At 39.2% G+C, this 18,755-nt stretch carries 21 protein-coding genes and 1 riboswitch; of the genes, 11 read left to right on the top strand and 10 right to left on the bottom strand.

Going from position 1 to position 18,755, the window contains the following annotated elements:
* Nucleotides 1–37 precede the first annotated feature (37 nt).
* Nucleotides 38–1,339, top strand: coding sequence for an NCS2 family permease (locus LJY09_RS05935; RefSeq protein WP_013055916.1), 1,302 nt, complete (start codon nucleotides 38–40; stop codon nucleotides 1,337–1,339).
* Between the two features lie 31 nt (nucleotides 1,340–1,370).
* Here LJY09_RS05935 and LJY09_RS05930 read toward each other — a convergent pair whose 3' ends face one another.
* Nucleotides 1,371–1,565, bottom strand: coding sequence for a hypothetical protein (locus tag LJY09_RS05930; RefSeq protein ID WP_028414198.1), 195 nt, complete (start codon nucleotides 1,563–1,565; stop codon nucleotides 1,371–1,373).
* 174 nt (nucleotides 1,566–1,739) lie between these two features.
* Here LJY09_RS05930 and LJY09_RS05925 point away from each other — a divergent pair, with 174 nt between their 5' ends.
* On the top strand, nucleotides 1,740–2,909 hold the full coding sequence (locus LJY09_RS05925) for an MFS transporter (RefSeq protein ID WP_028414199.1): 1,170 nt from the start codon (nucleotides 1,740–1,742) through the stop codon (nucleotides 2,907–2,909).
* Nucleotides 2,910–3,165: 256 nt separating this feature from the next.
* On the opposite strand, the gene LJY09_RS05920 is transcribed toward LJY09_RS05925, so the two are convergent.
* Complete coding sequence (locus LJY09_RS05920; RefSeq protein ID WP_033578349.1) at nucleotides 3,166–3,612, bottom strand: GNAT family N-acetyltransferase; 447 nt, start codon at nucleotides 3,610–3,612, stop codon at nucleotides 3,166–3,168.
* 113 nt (nucleotides 3,613–3,725) lie between these two features.
* Here LJY09_RS05920 and LJY09_RS05915 point away from each other — a divergent pair, with 113 nt between their 5' ends.
* Both LJY09_RS05915 and LJY09_RS05910 read left to right on the top strand, forming a co-directional pair.
* Entirely contained in the window at nucleotides 3,726–4,145 is a 420-nt protein-coding gene (locus LJY09_RS05915; protein ID WP_155010299.1) for a CotG/ExsB N-terminal domain-containing protein, read from the top strand.
* A 155-nt stretch (nucleotides 4,146–4,300) separates the two neighbouring features.
* Nucleotides 4,301–5,098 carry a VOC family protein gene (locus LJY09_RS05910; RefSeq protein WP_155010300.1) on the top strand — a complete coding sequence of 266 codons (798 nt, stop codon included), beginning with the start codon at nucleotides 4,301–4,303 and terminating at the stop codon, nucleotides 5,096–5,098.
* Nucleotides 5,099–5,116: 18 nt separating this feature from the next.
* Here LJY09_RS05910 and LJY09_RS05905 read toward each other — a convergent pair whose 3' ends face one another.
* The 5 genes from LJY09_RS05905 to LJY09_RS05885 all read right to left on the bottom strand — a co-directional run bounded on the left by LJY09_RS05905 (nucleotide 5,117) and on the right by LJY09_RS05885 (nucleotide 10,835).
* Nucleotides 5,117–6,730, bottom strand: a complete 1,614-nt coding sequence (locus LJY09_RS05905; protein ID WP_228307606.1) for a M20/M25/M40 family metallo-hydrolase — start codon at nucleotides 6,728–6,730, stop codon at nucleotides 5,117–5,119.
* A 469-nt stretch (nucleotides 6,731–7,199) separates the two neighbouring features.
* Nucleotides 7,200–7,442, bottom strand: a complete 243-nt coding sequence (locus tag LJY09_RS05900; RefSeq protein WP_028414204.1) for a hypothetical protein — start codon at nucleotides 7,440–7,442, stop codon at nucleotides 7,200–7,202.
* Nucleotides 7,443–7,510: 68 nt separating this feature from the next.
* Nucleotides 7,511–7,612: riboswitch (SAM riboswitch) on the bottom strand.
* 63 nt (nucleotides 7,613–7,675) lie between these two features.
* Nucleotides 7,676–8,830, bottom strand: a complete 1,155-nt coding sequence (locus LJY09_RS05895) for an amidohydrolase (RefSeq protein ID WP_098112676.1) — start codon at nucleotides 8,828–8,830, stop codon at nucleotides 7,676–7,678.
* A 47-nt stretch (nucleotides 8,831–8,877) separates the two neighbouring features.
* Nucleotides 8,878–9,384, bottom strand: a complete 507-nt coding sequence (locus tag LJY09_RS05890) for a GNAT family N-acetyltransferase (protein ID WP_155010302.1) — start codon at nucleotides 9,382–9,384, stop codon at nucleotides 8,878–8,880.
* 206 nt (nucleotides 9,385–9,590) lie between these two features.
* Nucleotides 9,591–10,835, bottom strand: coding sequence for a methyl-accepting chemotaxis protein (locus tag LJY09_RS05885; protein WP_186819738.1), 1,245 nt, complete (start codon nucleotides 10,833–10,835; stop codon nucleotides 9,591–9,593).
* Nucleotides 10,836–11,096: 261 nt separating this feature from the next.
* Here LJY09_RS05885 and LJY09_RS05880 point away from each other — a divergent pair, with 261 nt between their 5' ends.
* The 3 genes from LJY09_RS05880 (at nucleotide 11,097) to lepB (ending at nucleotide 13,217) form a co-directional block, all read left to right on the top strand.
* Nucleotides 11,097–11,849, top strand: coding sequence for a M48 family metallopeptidase (locus tag LJY09_RS05880; protein WP_028414208.1), 753 nt, complete (start codon nucleotides 11,097–11,099; stop codon nucleotides 11,847–11,849).
* A 290-nt stretch (nucleotides 11,850–12,139) separates the two neighbouring features.
* A complete protein-coding gene (locus tag LJY09_RS05875; protein ID WP_014461129.1) occupies nucleotides 12,140–12,475 on the top strand; it encodes a LapA family protein in 336 nt (111 codons plus the stop codon).
* A 190-nt stretch (nucleotides 12,476–12,665) separates the two neighbouring features.
* The gene (lepB, locus tag LJY09_RS05870) at nucleotides 12,666–13,217 is read left to right on the top strand and encodes a signal peptidase I (RefSeq protein ID WP_155010304.1); all 552 of its coding nucleotides are present in this window, start codon (nucleotides 12,666–12,668) and stop codon (nucleotides 13,215–13,217) included.
* A 281-nt stretch (nucleotides 13,218–13,498) separates the two neighbouring features.
* Here the strand turns inward: lepB and LJY09_RS05865 are convergent, their stop codons facing one another.
* Nucleotides 13,499–13,945 (bottom strand): YndM family protein, encoded by a 447-nt coding sequence (locus tag LJY09_RS05865; RefSeq protein WP_016763336.1) that lies wholly within the window; start codon nucleotides 13,943–13,945, stop codon nucleotides 13,499–13,501.
* 141 nt (nucleotides 13,946–14,086) lie between these two features.
* On the opposite strand from LJY09_RS05865, the gene LJY09_RS05860 reads away from it, so the two are divergent.
* On the top strand, nucleotides 14,087–14,962 hold the full coding sequence (locus LJY09_RS05860; RefSeq protein ID WP_228307604.1) for an aldose 1-epimerase family protein: 876 nt from the start codon (nucleotides 14,087–14,089) through the stop codon (nucleotides 14,960–14,962).
* Between the two features lie 156 nt (nucleotides 14,963–15,118).
* Here the strand turns inward: LJY09_RS05860 and LJY09_RS05855 are convergent, their stop codons facing one another.
* Together LJY09_RS05855 and LJY09_RS05850 are read right to left on the bottom strand one after the other, a co-directional pair.
* Nucleotides 15,119–15,985, bottom strand: coding sequence for a gamma-glutamylcyclotransferase family protein (locus tag LJY09_RS05855; RefSeq protein WP_140450289.1), 867 nt, complete (start codon nucleotides 15,983–15,985; stop codon nucleotides 15,119–15,121).
* Between the two features lie 5 nt (nucleotides 15,986–15,990).
* Entirely contained in the window at nucleotides 15,991–16,389 is a 399-nt protein-coding gene (locus LJY09_RS05850; RefSeq protein WP_014461134.1) for an SMU1112c/YaeR family gloxylase I-like metalloprotein, read from the bottom strand.
* Between the two features lie 147 nt (nucleotides 16,390–16,536).
* Here LJY09_RS05850 and LJY09_RS05845 point away from each other — a divergent pair, with 147 nt between their 5' ends.
* The 3 genes from LJY09_RS05845 to LJY09_RS05835 all read left to right on the top strand — a co-directional run bounded on the left by LJY09_RS05845 (nucleotide 16,537) and on the right by LJY09_RS05835 (nucleotide 18,746).
* Entirely contained in the window at nucleotides 16,537–16,737 is a 201-nt protein-coding gene (locus LJY09_RS05845) for a hypothetical protein (RefSeq protein ID WP_028414212.1), read from the top strand.
* A gap of 228 nt (nucleotides 16,738–16,965) precedes the next feature.
* The gene (locus tag LJY09_RS05840; RefSeq protein WP_033578339.1) at nucleotides 16,966–17,331 is read left to right on the top strand and encodes a MerR family transcriptional regulator; all 366 of its coding nucleotides are present in this window, start codon (nucleotides 16,966–16,968) and stop codon (nucleotides 17,329–17,331) included.
* A 59-nt stretch (nucleotides 17,332–17,390) separates the two neighbouring features.
* The gene (locus LJY09_RS05835; protein WP_028414214.1) at nucleotides 17,391–18,746 is read left to right on the top strand and encodes a hemolysin family protein; all 1,356 of its coding nucleotides are present in this window, start codon (nucleotides 17,391–17,393) and stop codon (nucleotides 18,744–18,746) included.
* Nucleotides 18,747–18,755: the final 9 nt, after the last annotated feature.

The following is an 18,755-nucleotide window of genomic DNA, read 5'->3' as shown; positions in this document are numbered from 1 at the left end:
TGTTGCTTTTAATGTTCGTTATTTTTGGAGGTTACTTATGTTTAAGTTAAAAGAATATAACACGGATGCTAAAACGGAGATTTTAGCTGGTATTACAACGTTTTTAACCATGATTTATATCGTCATTGTGAACCCAGTTATTTTGTCCAGCGCCGGCGTTCCTTTTGATCAAGTATTTACAGCTACTATTATTTCAGCAGTCGTAGCTACGCTATGGATGGCTCTTGCAGCTAACTATCCAATCGCTATTGCTCCCGGCATGGGAATGAATGCATACTTTGCTGCTTTAGTTGTCGGTTCAAATGGAAGTATCGACTATGCTACTGCTTTTTCAGCTGTATTCGTAGCGGGTATTATCTTTATCATCCTATCGTTAACATCGTTTCGCGAAAAATTAATTGAAGCTATTCCAAACAATTTAAAGCACGCGATCAGTGCTGGTATCGGTTTATTTATTGCTTTTATCGGGCTTCGTTCAGCCGGTATTATTGTTGCAAATAAATCAAATTTAATTGGACTTGGTGATTTGCAGTCTGAGAAAGTAGTTTTAACACTGATTGGACTTGCGATTACAATCATTTTATATACGCTAAATGTAAACGGCGCTTTATTCTTCGGTATGATTATTACCGGACTAATTGCTTTCTTTAGAGGACAGCTTTCATTTGATAAAGGTTTGTTTGCTTCTCCTCACCTTCCGGACGGCTTAATGATTTCAAATCCTTTTGCTGCTTTTGGAGATGTTATTCATCATGATTTGTACACAGTTGTTTTTTCTTTCTTACTTGTTACGATTTTTGATACAACAGGTACAATGGTAGGAGTAGCTCAACAGGCAGGTCTTATGAAAGGTAATAAGATGCCTCGCGTGCGTCAAGCATTGCTTGCTGACTCATTTGGTACAACGATTGGCGCTTTATTTGGTACAAGCCCAACAACGGCTTACGTTGAATCTTCATCTGGTGTAGCAGCAGGCGGACGTACAGGTCTAACGGGCGTGACGGTAGCCATTCTATTTATTGTGGCAGCGTTCTTTAGTCCGGTTGTAAGCTCGGTTTCTGGCGTAGCAGCTATTACTTCACCTGCATTAATTATTGTCGGAAGCTTGATGATGGGTGCTGTAGCTAAAATTAATTGGAATGACTTTGATGAAGCGTTCCCTGCCTTTTTAGTTGTTCTAGCAATGCCTCTTACATCAAGTATTGCAACAGGAATTGCCCTTGGCTTCATTTCTTATCCGTTAATGAAGCTGGTAAAAGGAAAAGGCAAACAAGTTCATCCGCTTGTGTATGTCTTTGCTGTTTTATTTCTCTATCAGCTCATCTTTTTACCTCATTAAAAAAGCTTGGAGATTTCTCTCCAAGCTTTTTTTATTGAAAGTAATTGTTATTTTCTTTTGTTTGATAAAGATAATTTTCCACATAGATTTGTTCTGCCTCAGAAGCATTCTTTATCCCTTCTTCTGGATCTAGCTCGATACTTCTCTTTTTAGCTATATAATCCACTAGCGCCCCAAATCCTAAAAGACCGCCTATAATCCCAGCAAATACAATCCATATTGGCAATCGCTTCACGTCCCTTTTCTTTTAATTGTATCAGCTTCAGCGCAACAGGTAAATATTAACATAGTTATCCATTTATAAATAAAGCGCTTTTTACCAAATATACGTAAAAAACGTCTTGGTATTTGGTATACTAAACTCACGGCATGTTCTACAGAGAAAGGGGCTTAATTGCATATGAACAAACAGCTTGGAACGTTAATGTTTGTTATTTTTATGGTATTTGTCGGCTTTGGAGTGATCATCCCCATCGTACCTGAAGTTATTCGTGCCACGGGTGCAAGCACGGTCAATTTAGGGATACTAATGGCTAGCTATTCGATCGCATCTTTTATTACCGCACCTTTTTGGGGGAAGCTTTCCGATATAAAAGGCCGCCGTCCCATCTTACTTTGGGGCTTACTTGGCTTTAGCGCAAGCTTTTTTCTTTTTTCGGTGGCAGAAAACTCTCTGACTCTGATGTATACGTCACGCATCATCGGAGGTTTGTTTGCAGGAGCTGTTATTCCTTGTGCTTTTGCATACGCTTCTGATAGTACAGATGAAGAAAACCGCACGAAAGCAATGGGACTGTTAGGGATGTCAATTGGCTTAGGCTTTATTTTTGGACCGGCATTAGGCGGTGTCCTTTCGTCTTTCGGCTTGTTTGTTCCCTTCGTTATCTCTGGTATCTTGTCACTGATTATGACAGCGTTCTCATTCTTTACGTTAAAAGAATCGTTACGAAAAGAACCTGCTGCCAAAGTACAGACATCCAGATGGCATGACTTCACGTCAGATTTTCAAGGAGCTATGAAGTATTTATATGTTCTTTCATTTTTAGCGACTTTTACGCTCGCTGGTTTAGAAGCTACTTTTCAATTTTTTCAAATAGCGAAAATCAATGCTACTCCCACGACAATCGGATGGATGTTTATGGCGAGCGGTTTAACTCAAGCCCTGATTCAAGGCGGTGTACTGCAGCGATTTAAAAAAGGAAATGAAAAAAAACTGATGGCTATTGGCTTATTGGTTTCAGCAATAGGATTTACGTCTATTTTGTTATCTTCTAGTGCCGTTAATGCTACCTTATTTCTGTGCATATTTACAGCAGGAAATGCCCTTATTCGTCCTTGTGTCCTCTCATTAATTACGATGAGAACCAAAGTAGGATATGGCTCTGCTTCAGGGTTAACTGCCTCAATGGATAGCTTAGGGCGTATTTTTGGCCCTCTGCTTGGTGCATTTGCCTTTAAACTCAATATGACGCTGCCTTTTATTATCGGAGCAGTTGTCACTTTAGCTGCTTTACTGCTGATTCAGCGTCATACAGCTCTAGATTATTCTGAGCAAACACTATCATCATAGAGGCTGAGACAAAAGTATTTTAGCTGAAGGAAAATCCGAACGATGAATCGAGATTCTTGATGAAGAATCCAACGCGTTCGGATTTTTTTATTGCTATGGTAAACGTAAGTTTCATGTATGTAGGTACTTCTAGCTGGTGATTGGAGGGCAAGGCGAAGACTCCTGCGGAAAGCGAAGCCTTGTAGGGAAAGCAACAGCCGATTCCTACTAGCTCATGTAGCCAATTTGTTAGTCTTTGGATTAATTTAGCTATGGCTCAATCTCTTTTCATCGTTACTAACACAAGATTATCCGCAGCTGCAGTGTGTTTTATAATTGAAAACCGATGAGCTTCGTATAGCTTAATCGCAGGTGTATTTTTTTCGGCTGTGGAAACCATACACTCACATTCTGAATATCTTTGAAGTACATATGTTAAAAGACGGCTTCCGATTCCTTTTCGAAAGTAACGAGGACGCACAACGAGGCGGCAAATCGTTAATCGCTCATTTTCTTTTTCAAACGACAGCACGCCTGCTAGCTTACCTTCAATTATTTCTCCGATAAACACTTCCTTGCTTTTCATAACATCTTCTTTGCTTTCTGTAAGCTGAGGAATATCTGAAAAGCTAATGAGCCTTGCTTCTTCTTGATAAGCTTCTACTTGCACAGCTACTATTTGAAGAGCGATATCCACTCTTTGATGTTCGAGGATTTGAAGCATGAAAACCACTCCATTTCTTTCACAAATTTAGACAAATTCCATGTTTTCACTATATCCAAACACCTTCCTTGTACATATTGTATTATGTACCGAATTAGCCAGGAGGTGTTTATATGCATATCACTGCTGAAAGAATTAGAGAAGCAACAGAAGCACTTGCTTCTACTGAGCTTGAAACATTTATGTACCAAGAGCCAACTGCTCTTCACAGACGCTCTCGTCGTCGTTCTACTCGCCGTTCTACTCGCCGCACTACTCGTCGTTCTACTCGCCGCACCACTCGTCGCACTACTCGTCGCACTACTCGCCGTTCTACTCGCCGCACTACTCGCCGTTCTACTCGCCGCACCACTCGTCGCACTACTCGCCGTTCTACTCGTCGCACTACTCGCCGTTCTACTCGCTGCACTACTCGCCGTTCTACTCGCCGTTCTAGCCGTCGCCGCTGTCGCTGCGGTTCACCTTGCTGCTCATATCCATGGTTTAATAAATCATTTGGCTGCTGCTTTAAAGGGCATGGCTGCCGTCGCTAACTAACTCTAAAGCAAGCCGAGTCTAAAACATACGCGGCTTGCTTTTTTTAACGATTTCTGTTTTTTATTTTACATAATTATTCGTTTCATTCTTCTTGAAGGAGAAAACAAAGTATAATAATAGGAAAGACTCTCTCTTAAAAGGAGGACTATCCATGCGCCTATCTTTTGATCACCTTGTTCATTTTTCACCTGATCCTATTAAAGCTCAGAAAGAACTAAACGAATACGGAATCAATGTTATTAAAGGCGGTACCCATGAAAAATGGGGCACTTTTAACACGTTGGCTTATTTTCACCTGAGCTATATTGAGTGGCTTGGGCTTACAGATATCGCATTAGCTCAAACAGTTACAGATAATGACCTTATTCAGCAGCTTGTTAACGAACATACGCCGTTTGGTCATTTTGGGCGATTTGCCCTTCGTACAGATGATATGGATTTGCTCATAACCGAGCTGAAAGACAAGGGCTACACTGTAAAAGGCCCTGTAGCGGGGTCTCGTCAAACTAATAATGGAGAAACACTTCAATGGCAAATGTGTTTTATTGAAGGTGACCATGATGCCCTCCCTTTTCCTTTCTTTATTGAGTGGGGTGAACCAGAAGAAAAACGCAAGCCAAAGCTAGCGGCTCTTTCTTCCCATCAAGCCGGTCAGCTGCAGCTAAAAAACATTTACTGTGCTGTACATAACCTTGAAGAATCCATCAGCAAATGGACAAAACTGCTGGACGTTCAGGCTGGCGAAAGCTACAAAGACTCTTTACTTGATGCACGTTGTCAAAAACTATATGTCAATGGAGGAAACCTTATTTTTTGCAGCGGAACACAAGGTGTTGTCCATAATACATTAAAAAAAGTTGGAGAGCGTCCATTTTTGGTTGAATTGGATCACGCTCTAACACCGCAACAAATTACCGTACAAGGAGCTTCTTTTAAATTCAACAAATAAACATCCGCGGGCGGATGTTTATTTCTGTGCTTCTTTTATAGCTTGATAAATGAAGTGAGGCAAAATCTCAAAGGAATACTGAACGTCTAATCTTTCGGTCCATTGATGCGCATCTCTTCCCAGCGGTCCAATGTTCAGCACCGGCATCTTCAGCTCCTCTTGCTCTTCTAGCGGGATATGATATCCTTTATTCCATAGAGGCATATTGGCTACTAACGTGTTAAATGTATGAAGCGGGTGCTGCAGGCTGGCATAGCTTAAATCCGAAATTCCGCCAAAATAACTTTGTTCAACTAGCTCCACTTGGAATTGCTCTTTGGCAGCTGCCTGTACGTTTGACAAAATCCTTTGTACAAAGAGATCATCATGTGAACAAACGGCCGGGTAAAAAGGCGGCGTAAAAAATAAGACTATCATCGGAGCTGCTTCTTTACATAAACCAGCTAAAGAGTTTACTAATTTAATGGTTTTATTTCTGTCATCATCTTCTTGTGCCAAAAGTGCTGCTTCCATTTCTTGCACATATTTTTCACCGTGCTGTTTGACTGCATGAGTATAAAGTTCTTCATACGTCCATACGTTCACGTCAAGGGATGAACCCTCCATTCCCGCAGCGTACTGCCTAGCAGCTTTATTATAATGTTTTTTTACATTCAAAGCCGCTTTGTCAGCCGATTTCAACAGCAGATCTGTTACTTCTTTAAGAGAGCGGTTTAACATAAATAAATTAAATAATACAACGGCAGAGTGCGGAACTTGAACGGAATACTCTTCTTTTAAATCTTTTTGTATCAGTACCGTAGGAGGTGGACTCGTTTCATCTCTTACTTTTTCGCAAAAATCAACGTTTAGTTCTATTTCTTTTGTTAAATAAGAAGCTAGTAAATTAGCATTTAAACCAGCTAGCGGTTCCCCTACATGAGTTTCTTTTCCATAACACAAAAAGCTTGGCATGATCTTGCCAATCGATCCTGAGTACACATAGTTCGTTTGATCACCAGGATAGCGGCTGAATACTGGTTCTGCATTTAGCATGAGAGAAAAATCCAGCTGATGTTTGCACGCAAGTTCTAAAAGAACAGGCACTGCTTTTCTCATTCCGAGCGAATTTACTTCTTCATCCGGTACCGACAGAAGCAGGATGTTTCCGTCAAACTCTCCGTTGCATGCTCGTTCAATCATACTGATATGCAGAGCAATACCTGCTTTCATGTCCATCGTTCCTCGGCCAAAAAGCCAGTCTCCTTTTATCATATCTTTTTGTACGTGCGCCGGAACTTGTTCCATATCATTATAAAAAGTACTCGTTAACGTATCAGCGTGAAAAGCATCCTTTTTCCACTGTCCATAATCTTGTACATCCACTACGTCGTAATGACTGACTAATACAACTGTTTTATTCGTATTTTTTCCTTCAACAAAAGCTGTGACAATCGATCGCCCGTCTCCTGTTGAATGAAGCTCAACTTGCTCGTTTTTTTGAAAGTAAGGCAGCTTCAATAAATACGACGCTATCGATTCAGCCATTTCCACTTCTGCCATCGTTCCTGTCACGCTAGGTATAGAAACCAATTCGCTTACAAGCTTCTTTAACTGTTCTTTTGTTTGATACAAAGATGTTTTGTTCGACATACCCTTCATCTCTTTCCTTTTTCTAAATTTTCCATCAAACAAAACGATTCGTCAATCCCTTTGACAGAGACCCTTTCATTCTATCCCTATGTATCATAGTATGCGCTTCCTTGACGCACATGATAAAAAAAGAGTGCGCGGCTAGGGCTAGCACCGCACACTCTTTTTTTTACTTTTCGTCATCTTCTAAAAAGTCTAGGATACGATCAATAAGCTGTTCGCTTCCTGCATCGTTTCCATGTTCAAGAGACATTTCCATTTCAATGCTCCTTTCATAAAATATTCTTGTTTTATAACATACCACAATTCATTTCGAATGTAACCTTTAATTTGTGTAAAAATTTCGACAATTTATGATTAATTTTAAAACCTAGTGAGTAATGATTATACCCACCAGATTCTTCAATTGTCAAAAAACATGCTTTCTATTTAAAAACACTAAAAAAATAGAGGCGCGAGCAAACTTCTTCTATAAAAGACAGCCTACTCGCTCAAGCTTGGAACAGCATGATGAATAAATTTCTAGTTCATTTGCTTTTTGTACATCTTTAATATCTATGCCTACAGCATATGTACGAACATGGTTTTCGACCACAATTTCATAAAATGTTTCTAATTCACGATAAGCTACTTGATAATGCTTTCCTAATAATTTTACGGCTTCCTTTAATGCTTTCTCTCCTGTATGTGCTGCAACTGCTGTATGACTCATAAAACCCTCTCCTTTTAGAAAAATAAAAAAAACTCATTTTGCTTTGATGCAAAATGAGTTTTTCACCCGTTTTATCACCCAAAGCACATGCTTTGCTGGTAGGAGCACCTTACATTCGTAGGTTGCTGTGGAGTCAAAGAGCCAGATCTCTCGTCCACTCGTGATAACTTTTTTAATTTAAAGTTTATTTTATCAAACAATTCTATCCGCGTAAATAGAAAAATAAAAATATTTTAATTTTTTTGGTAATGGAATGAATTCAAAAAGTCAAAGCTTAGATTAGCAAAATAAGAAGCTGCTACAAGTAATGCCTCTTCATTTAATGAAAAAGAAGGGTGGTGCCATTCATATTCTCCAGCCGTACCCATCCATACAAAAAATCCTGGTACACGCTGCTGATATACGGCAAAATCTTCTCCTCCAGGCGATTGTTCAGCTTCTACGACTTGATAACTAAGATTCTCTGCAGCGTTAATAACCAATTTTTCCAGCGTATCATCATTGTTTACTACAGGAAGATACGGATACCATTTAACGTCTACTGAAGCCCCGAAAGCTGCTCCAATCCCTTCAGCAGATCGTTTCATAAGAGCCGGTATTTTTTCTCTCGCTTCTTCTTGAAAGGTACGCACCGTTCCTTCAAGCGTTACTTTGTCAGGAATGACGTTCCACGAGCTCCCTCCGTGGATTTGAGTTATGCTGACAACAACATTTTGAAATGGGCTGAGATTACGGCTGACAATGGTTTGTAAACTAGTAACAATTTGACCAGCAGCAGCAATCGGATCTACTGTTTTTTCTGGAATACCTGCGTGACCGCCTACTCCTTTGACGTCAATTTCAAAACGATCAACACTTGCCATTAAAGGTCCCGATTTGACACCAATGGTTCCTACAGGAAGATTCGGTTTGTTATGCATCCCAAATATCGCTTCTACTCCTTCGAGCACACCTTTTTCAACGAGCATTTTTGCCCCAGAAGCCGTTTCTTCGGCCGGTTGAAAGATAAATCGAACCGTACCGCAAAGCTCCTGCTGACGCTCTTTGAGAAGAATGGCTGCTCCGATTATAGAAGCCGTATGAAAATCATGTCCGCATGCGTGCATAACACCGTTCACTTCAGAAGCAAATGGCAGATTGGTTTTTTCTTCAATTGGCAGCGCATCAATATCAGCTCGAATAGCGATAGTAGGTCCCGGCTTTCCTCCCACAATTTCCGCTACTGCTCCCACGTCTAAATGGAATGCATCCGCTATAGAAATATCGTAGTGCTTTAACCACTTTTTAATACGTTTAGTTGTTTCATATTCTTTCATTGAAAGCTCTGGAAACCGGTGCAGCTCACGGCGTATGTCTATTAGCGTATTTAGTAGTAATTGATCTGTCATATTTATCACTCTTTCACATTTCTTAATTTAGACCACTTCTCTATCTTTTATGACAAAGAGTGTACCTCATTGAATTTTTTATAAAGAAATACGGTCGTATAGCCTTCTGCAAGGTGCTTTTCTTTAGCTTGAACATATCCTTTTCGTTCATACATCTCAACTAACCAAGGATGTTCTTTTGCTGTTCCTAAAGACACACCTGGCGATTTAAACGTATTTTTTATTACCTCTTCCTCTACTAGATGAAGCAGCTTAGATCCAACGCCTTTCCTGGCAAACGACGGGTCCACTGCAAACCACCAAAAGTGCGGAACAGCAAACGGACCTGGATGTTCTCCCCAAGGCATTCGTATCGACACAGTAGCAGCGATTCTTTTCTCTTCTTCATATACATAGCAAAGGTTTTGAGAAATATTTTTCTTAACGAGGGCAAGATCAGCAGTAGCTGCTAAGAAAGGAATGCCTAGCTCTCGGATAGGCTTATATGCTTGTAGAGTTAAGTTCAATAAGTTATCCGCGTCGTCATTTGTTGCCAAACGGAATTCATTTTTCATCTCTTTGTCTCCTTATATAGTACTTAAATATTTTATTTAACTTATAAGTTTACTAAGAATTAAAAAAGACAGACTGCCGCCTTGCGTACTCACTATACAACTGCTTTGATAACGTGTCAATTCTATTTATCGTTTTCTATAAAAGATATAAATAAAACGAATACACGCAGAAAACTGCGCGTATTACGTACATATCAAGATAGACTTCAGGACTCACTTACCGTAGCTTTTAAATTAGCTGCCAACATCACAAGTTCTTCTATAGATGCTAACTCCTCTTGTGAAGCCGCAGCTACTTCTTCAGCGTAAGCAGCTGCTTGTTTAGCAACCTCTGAAAGGGCCATGACGGACTCCATTACCTTAAACGAATACCCATCAATCTCTCCTGTTGCCTTTGTCATTTTGTTCATTTGTTCTTGAGCGGCAAAGACATCTTCCATAATTGTGGAAAACTGTTGCGTTACATCTTCGACAGTGGCAATACCAAGCGTGACTTCTTCCGTATTCACTTCCATGTTTCGATAAGCCCGCTTTGCCTGTACTTCAATTTCTTTTAACAAATGACTGATTTGTATAGCGGACGTTTTAGATTCTTCCGCTAGCTTACGTACTTCCCCTGCCACTACAGCAAAACCTTTTCCATGTTCTCCAGCCCTTGCAGCTTCAATAGCAGCATTAAGTGCAAGAAGATTTGTTTGTTCAGCAATTCTTGTAATCGTATTAATAATGCGGCCAATCTCTGCGGAACGATCTTCGAGTCCCTTTACTTCACTGGTCGATATCTTAACGGTTTCATAGATTTTATTCATTTGATTCGTCACATCTTTCACCGCAACATTTCCGGTAGAAGCATGTTCAGAGGCTCTGTTCATCGATTGTTGTACCTTTGAAGAATGATCAGTCATTTTCTGAAGCAGCTTGGCCATATCCACCATAGCTTGCTCGGTTTCAACCACACTTAGCAACTGCTTATCAGAACCCGCAGCAATTTCTTGAATAGACATCGTAACTTCTGTGACAGCTGTTTTTGTTTCCTCCATGCTTACAAGCAATTGCTCTGAGGAATGACTGACCGTGCTCTTTGTTTTACTTATTTTCTGACGCAGCATTCTCATGTGAGTCATCATTTCATTAAATGAAGATATGAGTGTACTAATCTCATTTTTCCCTTTCAAAGGAACAACATCTACAGATAAATCGCCGTTTGAAATCCCTTTCATTGTTTTTGACAAATTTTCAACCGCAATTATGTAGCGACGTATGATAAAATAGAACACGGTAGTTGTAAAAGAAACAAACAGAAATGTAATCACTAGCGTAATCGAAGCTGCTTGCTCTTGTTTCACAATAAGATAATAATTGGTTACTTCAATTACAGTAGATGTTATGGCCATCATGGCTGCAATCATACATAGCATTTTCATGCGTAAACTTTGAAAAGCTTTTTTCATTTTTTCATCCCCTATACAATCTAAAGACATAGAATGTCTAATCTATATTAGTAGTATCGGCATATTTTTATATTTTTTTGTAAAAACTAAAGAAGAATTGAAACAATTATTATTGGCGCTTTTCCACTAAATATTGGAATACATATCTTCCTGCAAGGCGCTGCAACAGCAGTTGATAACTGTCTGATTATTCTTTCATTTGACCAAACTCTACCTTTGCTTATAAAATGAAGATTTGTAGAAAGGAGTACGAAAAATTTTATGTATACGTATCAAACAGGCAATCAAACAATTGACTACAAAATTGAAGTCGTTCCAAATAGAACCGATATCACGGTGCAAATTTGTGACAAAGAAGGGGTAAAAGTTATTATCCCAAGAGGTCTTAATGAAAACAATGTGCGTTCAATCATCGCACGCAAAGCAACATGGATTTTAAAACAACTAAACGGTTCACAACCAGCTGAGGAAAAGCCAGCTGCTCCAAAGAAAGAAGCAGTAAAAAAAGAAACAGCTAAAAAAGAGGCTCCTAAAGCAGCAGCTTCTGCAGCTAAAACTGGTTCTTTTGAAGAAGGAGACAAATTCCCTTACCTAGGGCGTCAATACCGCTTAAACATCGTTCGTGGAGATGTAGCAAAGGCTGAAATGACATTCCGTGCAAAATTCATTGCTACAGTACCTGAAAGCTGGAACGAGCAGCAAACAAATGAAGGTATTGGACAACTATTAACAGAATGGTACCAAGGCCGCGCAGGTGAAAAATTCCAAGAAGCTTTGAAATCTGTTAAAAAAGCAGCTGACAATGCTCCTGAATCTGTTAAGTGGGACGAGTTAGGTGAAGAATACGCTACGACTCAAGATAATACAATCGTATTAAACTGGCGTTTGCTAACAGCTCCTCTTGCAACAATTGAATATGTCATTGCTTCTCAATTTACAAATGCAGATGAGTTATTCGAAGATGCAGCTGAACGCAAACAGTGGTTAAGCGATAACACCCTAAACGCATTTTAAGTTTATACATAAAAAAAGCACGCGGCGAACGCGTGCTTTTTTTATGACAATGAAGCCTTATACCTACTCCCTTCCCTCAAAAATCCCCCTCTATCAGGTCTTTGGACATGTCAAACTTTCTACATCAATCGATATATTGTGTTTTAAAAGAAAGATATATATAATCAAGAAAATGTTTGATTTTGTTTAAATGTGGATACGTATACCTATAAGCAAGATAGCAAACACTTAAGATGAGTGGTTACGCTATAAAAGTTGTAATGACCATGTAAAGAAAGGAAGTGCAGCTTATGAAAGGACAGAGCTTTTTTATTTTAGGACTTATATTTGCTCTTATCATTGCTGTTTTAGCTGTAATTAACAACGATCCTGTACAATTTAACTATGTATTTGGTTCACAAAAATGGCCTCTTATTTTAATCATCTTAACAACGGCTGTGTTTGGAGGAGTTGTTGCTGCTTCATTGAGCTTTGTAAAAATTGTTCAACTAAGAGGACAAGTGAAACAGAAAAACAAGCGAATTGCTGAATTGGAAGAAGAAATCAAGCAGCATAAGCCTGTTGAGCCTGTTGTGGAAGAAGAACCAAATCAACCAGCTACTCGAACTGAGCGCGCTCAGTTATAATAAAGAAAAGCCGTTATTTTCTAGAATAACGGCTTTTTTCATTTTTTGTTCCGCCAAGCATATTTTCGGGATACACGCATAAACAGATAGATATGGAAAACTTTAGTTCTGAATGGTACAATCAACACTGTTATATCTCTATGAAAAACCTAAATTGATAGTCTTACCGTTAAGAAGGTGTTCATCCATTATGATCAATAAAAAAATAAAGCGTGAAATTCTTACATACACAAGCGTCATCCTCGGCACCGTTTTGCTTTCTGTTGTCGTTCAGCACTATTGGTTTCAGCCCTACACTGTAAAAGGCGATTCTATGAAGCCTATTTTGCACGAAGGCAATCGAATTATTATTAACAAACACAGCAAGCTGGAGCGCTTTGATATTGTCGTGTTACAAGCTCCCTATAGCAGTGATTTTCTAGTAAAGCGGATTGTGGGCTTACCAGGAGAAACGGTCGAATACAAAGATGATGTTCTGTATATAAATAACAAAGTCAAAAAAGAGCCGCATCTTCATAAATATTTATCCAAAGTGCCCGTTTACGAGCGATTTACTGAAAACTTTTCCACGTACGAACTGTCTCCAGACGGCACGATACCGGATGGATATGTATTAGTGCTAGGTGACAACAGACGCATAAGCCGGGACGGAAGACATTTTGGCCTCACTCCCATTTCTTCAATCATGGGAGAAGTCAACATGAAATATTGGCCTTTAAACGAAATGACTTTTATGCATTAACACATAAAAAGAGGTTGAGACATAACCAAATGAATCCAACCTAAAGACGAACAAATGGGATACATGAGCTGAACCGCTTGTGACACCCCAGTCGATTTCCGTGCAAGACTTCGCTTTCCGCGGGAGTCTTCGCCTCGCCCTCCAATCAACTGCTAGAAAGAACGAAACAAATGAAACCTATGTTCACCATAACAAACAAAAACGAACCACTAATCAGTCAGACATGTTGATTAGTGGTTCGTTTTTCACTTCAGCTAAAACACTTTTGTTCCAGCCTCTTTTTATTTTGGATTTTCTTTGTTTTCTACATGCTGTTCTTCTGCAAATTCTGTGTCATACGCTAGTTTTCGTTTAAAAGCCGGGCGCGTTCTCGCTGTATGCTTTGTTTCAATATGGTTGAATAAGTAGCGGTGAACAAAAACCTCGGCAAATGTAATAATTGCTGCAGAAATAATACTTCCCCAAGCAATTTGAACGTAACTGTCTAATAACAATGTGCCAAAAATCCATACGCTCATATATGTTAGAACAAATTCAACAATAATGGCATCACGGTTGCCCACTCGAGGCAGTACAATTCGATCCACTACTAGATATGTCACAACTGTCGTTAGCAAGCTAAAAGAAATAATGTCTCCGATGGTTGCATCAAAAAATAAATCAAGGCCTATACCAAACGCAATAAGTGCCGCTGCAAATTTAATGAGCAATAATGTTGCATGATTCATATTTGAACCCTCCTTTTTCTATATTAATTTGAACAAAAATAGGGAAATTAATACCTTTTTTGCCAAGAAGGGTATAATATAAGCAAAGCCAGTACGTTTGAGACAGCTCTAGCGTACAACAATGATTTGGGAGATGTTGTAATGATTGTACTAGAAAATAGCGAAATGAAAGTCAGCGTTGAAGAAAAAGGAGCGGAAGTTGTAGAAGTATTTCATAAAGAAAAAGGCCTGCAGTTTATGTGGAGCGGAGACCCCGCTTATTGGGGACGAGTATCGCCCGTATTGTTTCCAATCGTAGGCCGATTAAAAAATGATCAGTATACCGTTGATCAGCACGAATACTCTTTGCCTCAGCACGGCTTTTTACGTGATTCTACTTTCACCGTGATTGAGCAAACAAACGAAACAGCACGACTGAAATTTGCCACAAACGGCCGGTTTAAAGACGTATATCCATTTGAATGTTCAGTTGAAATTAGCTACCGCCTGGAAAACAATCGATTAACGTTTCAGTGGAAAGTAGTAAATGAAGATAAAGAGGATATGTATTTTTCAATTGGAGCCCACCCTGCTTTTCGTATTCCGTTACGTGAAAACGAGCAGATTTCTGATTACTTTTTAGAAATAGAGCCTTCTGAAACTACGCCGAAGGAATTTGTATTAAAAGACGCTCTTATTCATGAAAAAGGGGCTGCAGAAAACTTGCACAAGCTGCCGCTAAGCGCAGATTTATTTGCAAATGACGCGTTAATTTTTAGCCATATTGACGGAATTACAATTAAATCACCGGTTAATGAAAATCAAATTAACGTTCAGTTTAATGATTTCCCGTATGTCGGTATTTGGTCAAAGTATGATGCAGAAAATCATACAATCGCTCCTTTTCTTTGCATCGAACCTTGGTTTGGAATTGCAGATACGCATGACCACAACGGAAATTTCAAAGAAAAATTAGGCATCAACCGTTTATCAAAAGACGGTGTATTTCAAACAGAATTCTCTGTTTCCTTTAGCTAATGCAACAGAGAACATAACAAAATCAATCCAACCTTGAGACGAACAAATGGGATCAATGATCTGGACTGCGTTCACCATAACAATGAAAAGCTCCGAACGATTACTCGTTCGGAGCTTTCTTCAGCTAAACTACTTTTGTCCCTGCGTCTTTTTATATTAATTATTTACAACATCGCTATTTTTTAGCGCATGTACTTGCTCTATTAGCTTCTGAACGTATTCTTCGCTGAGTACACCTGTTGCTCCTCGAATAATTTCAGTCGAATAGTGATCCGGAGGTGCGACTTCTTTTTCTTTATTTAACACAAAAAAAGTAAGAACATGATCCACCATCTTACCTTCATGCTCGACAGAAATAATAGCAGGACGATAGCCGTTATTATCTACCCCTTCTCTGCCATACAAATACGTAATTGCTTCGGGCGGCACGCGGTACAGTTTGCCTTCAACAACTCCGCCTTCTTCAACCATGTCTGCACGTCCTCCGTCATGAATAACGTGGTTATACCGAAGCGTATAGCCTTTAAAAACAGCTCTGCCAAGACAGTCTTGGAAATGCTGATCAACGCCGTGCTTAATAAAACGATCGTTATCCATACATGAACCGTAAGCAAAATACAGCATGCCTTCTAATAAATCTTCTTTCCATACGCGCCAGTTTCCGCCTGGGATAAATTCTTGCAGCAGAGAACGGTCTCTTGCTACATATACAACGGCTTCAAATTCACCTTGGTCCGTTTCAACCGTTTGCACAACTTTATCATATTCATTGTCTTTATGACCTTCGTGAATGTACCCTTCTAATTCATCAAGCGCCTTCCACATAAGCTGATCGGTCACTTCATATACTTCTCCGTATACAATGTGTTCACTGTCGATATCAAGCATCGGATAGCCTTGCTTAGTATCATATAATTTTCCTTTCGTTTTTGCCTGCTTGGCAATTGAGCGCGCATGATGCAGCAACCCGTGATTACCTTCTCCTTCAAGAAGCGTTCCGTATACGAATAAATAATTGCACATACTCCTTATTCCCCCTCTTTCTCTTCATAAAGCTCTAGCGGTAACCCGTCCGGATCAGCAAAAAATGTGAATTTTTTTCCCGTTAGTTCATCTACCCTAATAGGTTCCACATCAATCCCTTGCTGCTCTAGTTCACGCTTGGAATCCTCTACGCTTTCAACCGCAAAAGCTAAATGGCGTAAGCCGCACGCTTCAGGTCTTGAAGGACGCTGTGGCGGATTTGGAAACGAGAACAACTCAATTTGATAGCCAGGAGCTACTTCTAAATCTAGCTTATATGAATCTCTTTCTTTTCTATATGTTTCTTCTATAATCTTGCATCCTAACACATTTACATAAAAAGCTTTTGAACGTTCATAATTACTTCCTATAATGGCTACGTGGTGCATTCGTTTTAAATTCATTTCATTCTCCCATAAAAACCCTTTTCTAATCATCCTACACAAAATGCCGGCAAACATCAAATAATTACGTTATCACCTTTGACTAGAGTGATAAAAGTCACGGACATAGTGTCTCATAACAAGTAATATAACAACGAGGTGAATAACATGATTTCGTTAACATTTAAATCTAGAATTGACCGAACTCAAAATTTAGATTCGTTAAAAGAAGAAGCTGCTATTATGCACCGTATTGCTGATCAGCTATCTCCAATGAGCTCTGAGTTCATAGAATATACTGAACGTATTCAATATGTGTATGAACGCATGCACATTATCGTACGTCATCCTACTAAAAAACTCGCTTAATATAAGCGAGTTTTTTTTATAAAATCTTTGTCAAACTACCTTATTTTGAGATATACTGAATGCTAATAAAAAAATGAAACTTTTTGATCTTACGTGCGTATACTTAATTACGATAGGATAAAAGATAAATAGTTGCGTAGATAAAAACCATCACGTGATGGTTGACATAGTTAAAGGAGGTGGTATTCTGATGGGGTTGCGACATACAAAATTGGCGAACTTGCAGAGATGGCACATGTAACGAAGCGCACGGTTGACTATTATACTAACATTGGGTTGTTAAAAGCAGAACGCTCTGCTTCTAACTATCGCTTTTATAACGAAGAGGCGCTGAAACGTCTTTACTTAATTGAAAAATTAAAAAGCGAAGGCCGTTCTCTTGAAGAGATTTCTTCTCTCTTTTCTGTAGAGCAATCCGAGAATAGCCACTCCAAAGACGAATTAGCATCCAAATTTTACGTACTAAACGACAGTTTAAAAGAAGTTGCACCGCTTATGGAAAAGCTTAACGAAGAAGATCGAAAAGTAATGATGAATCGGCTTTCACCAGAAAGCGTCACTCTTTTGCACTCTTTACTGCTGCTGCTGTCGTAAATTTATTATTTACAGGAGGTGTTTACTTACTTTATAGCACTATAAAGTAAGTATATTCATTGATAACCATTAACTTAATTATTTTTGCGATTTTAATTGTACTCACTGCTTTTTTCGTTGCTTCAGAGTTTGCAATTGTGAAGCTTCGTAGTTCACGGGTAGATCAACTTGTTGCTGAAGGCAAAAAAGGAGCGAATGCGGTTAAAACCGTAACGACACACTTAGATGAGTATTTATCTGCGTGTCAGCTTGGTATTACGATTACTGCTTTAGGACTCGGTTGGTTAGGAGAACCGACTGTTGCGAAGATTTTGGAACCTCTGTTTGAAGAACTTGGTGTTGCTGCATCTTTAACACATATTCTTTCATTCATTATCGCATTTGCGCTTGTAACGTTTGTTCACGTAGTCGTTGGTGAATTAGCGCCAAAAACATTTGCGATTCAAAAAGCTGAAACAGTTACGTTATTGTTTGCTCGTCCGTTAATTTTATTCTATAAAATCATGTTCCCTTTCATTTGGTTACTAAATGGTTCTGCCCGTTTATTAACTGGTATGTTTGGATTAAAGCCAGCTTCAGAGCATGAACTTGCGCACAGTGAAGAAGAGCTGCGCATTATTTTATCAGAAAGTTTTAAAGGCGGGGAAATTAACCAGTCTGAATATAAGTACGTGAACAACATTTTCGAATTCGATAACCGTGTTGCTCGCGAAATCATGGTACCAAGAACAGAAATTTCAGCTGTTTCTGAAGACGACAGCATTGAAGATTTCTTAAAGCTTGCTGTAGAAGATCGCTACACCCGTTACCCTGTTACCGTTGACGGAGATAAAGATAACATTATCGGCTTAGTCAACGTCAAAGAGATTCTAAACGATGTCGTAATTAACGATGCGTTAAAAAAGCAAAGCGTGAAGCTTTATATGAATCCTATTATTCAAGTAATTGAAACCGTAGCGATTCAAGACCTACTGCGCTCGATGCAGAAGAAACGTACACATATGGCCGTGTTGATTGACGAGTACGGCGGTACGGCTGGTATCGTTACCGTTGAAGATATTTTAGAAGAAATCGTTGGAGAAATTCGAGATGAGTTTGATACAGATGAAAAGCCGCTTGTTCAAAAAATCAACGATCAGCACTTTGTCTTTAACTCAAAAGTACTGCTTGAAGAAGTCAACGAAGTGCTTCATATCGAAATTGAAAACGATGATATCGATACAATCGGCGGCTGGATGCTGATGCAAAATATCGATATTCAAGAAGGCGAATCGTTCAAACTTTTTGGATACGAGTTTATTGCAAAAGAAATGGACGGTCACCAAATGAAAGAAGTGGAAGTACGTGCCCTTCCTGAGGAAGAACGCGTGCAGCCTGAAAGCCATTCACCAGAACAAGAAGTTACACAAGCATAATAGAAAGAG

Source organism: Priestia sp. J2, assembly GCF_020790095.1.
Lineage (GTDB): Bacteria > Bacillota > Bacilli > Bacillales > Bacillaceae_H > Priestia > Priestia zanthoxyli.
The sequence above is the reverse complement of the archived record's forward strand: the minus strand, read 5'-3'. Positions and strand labels throughout refer to the sequence as shown.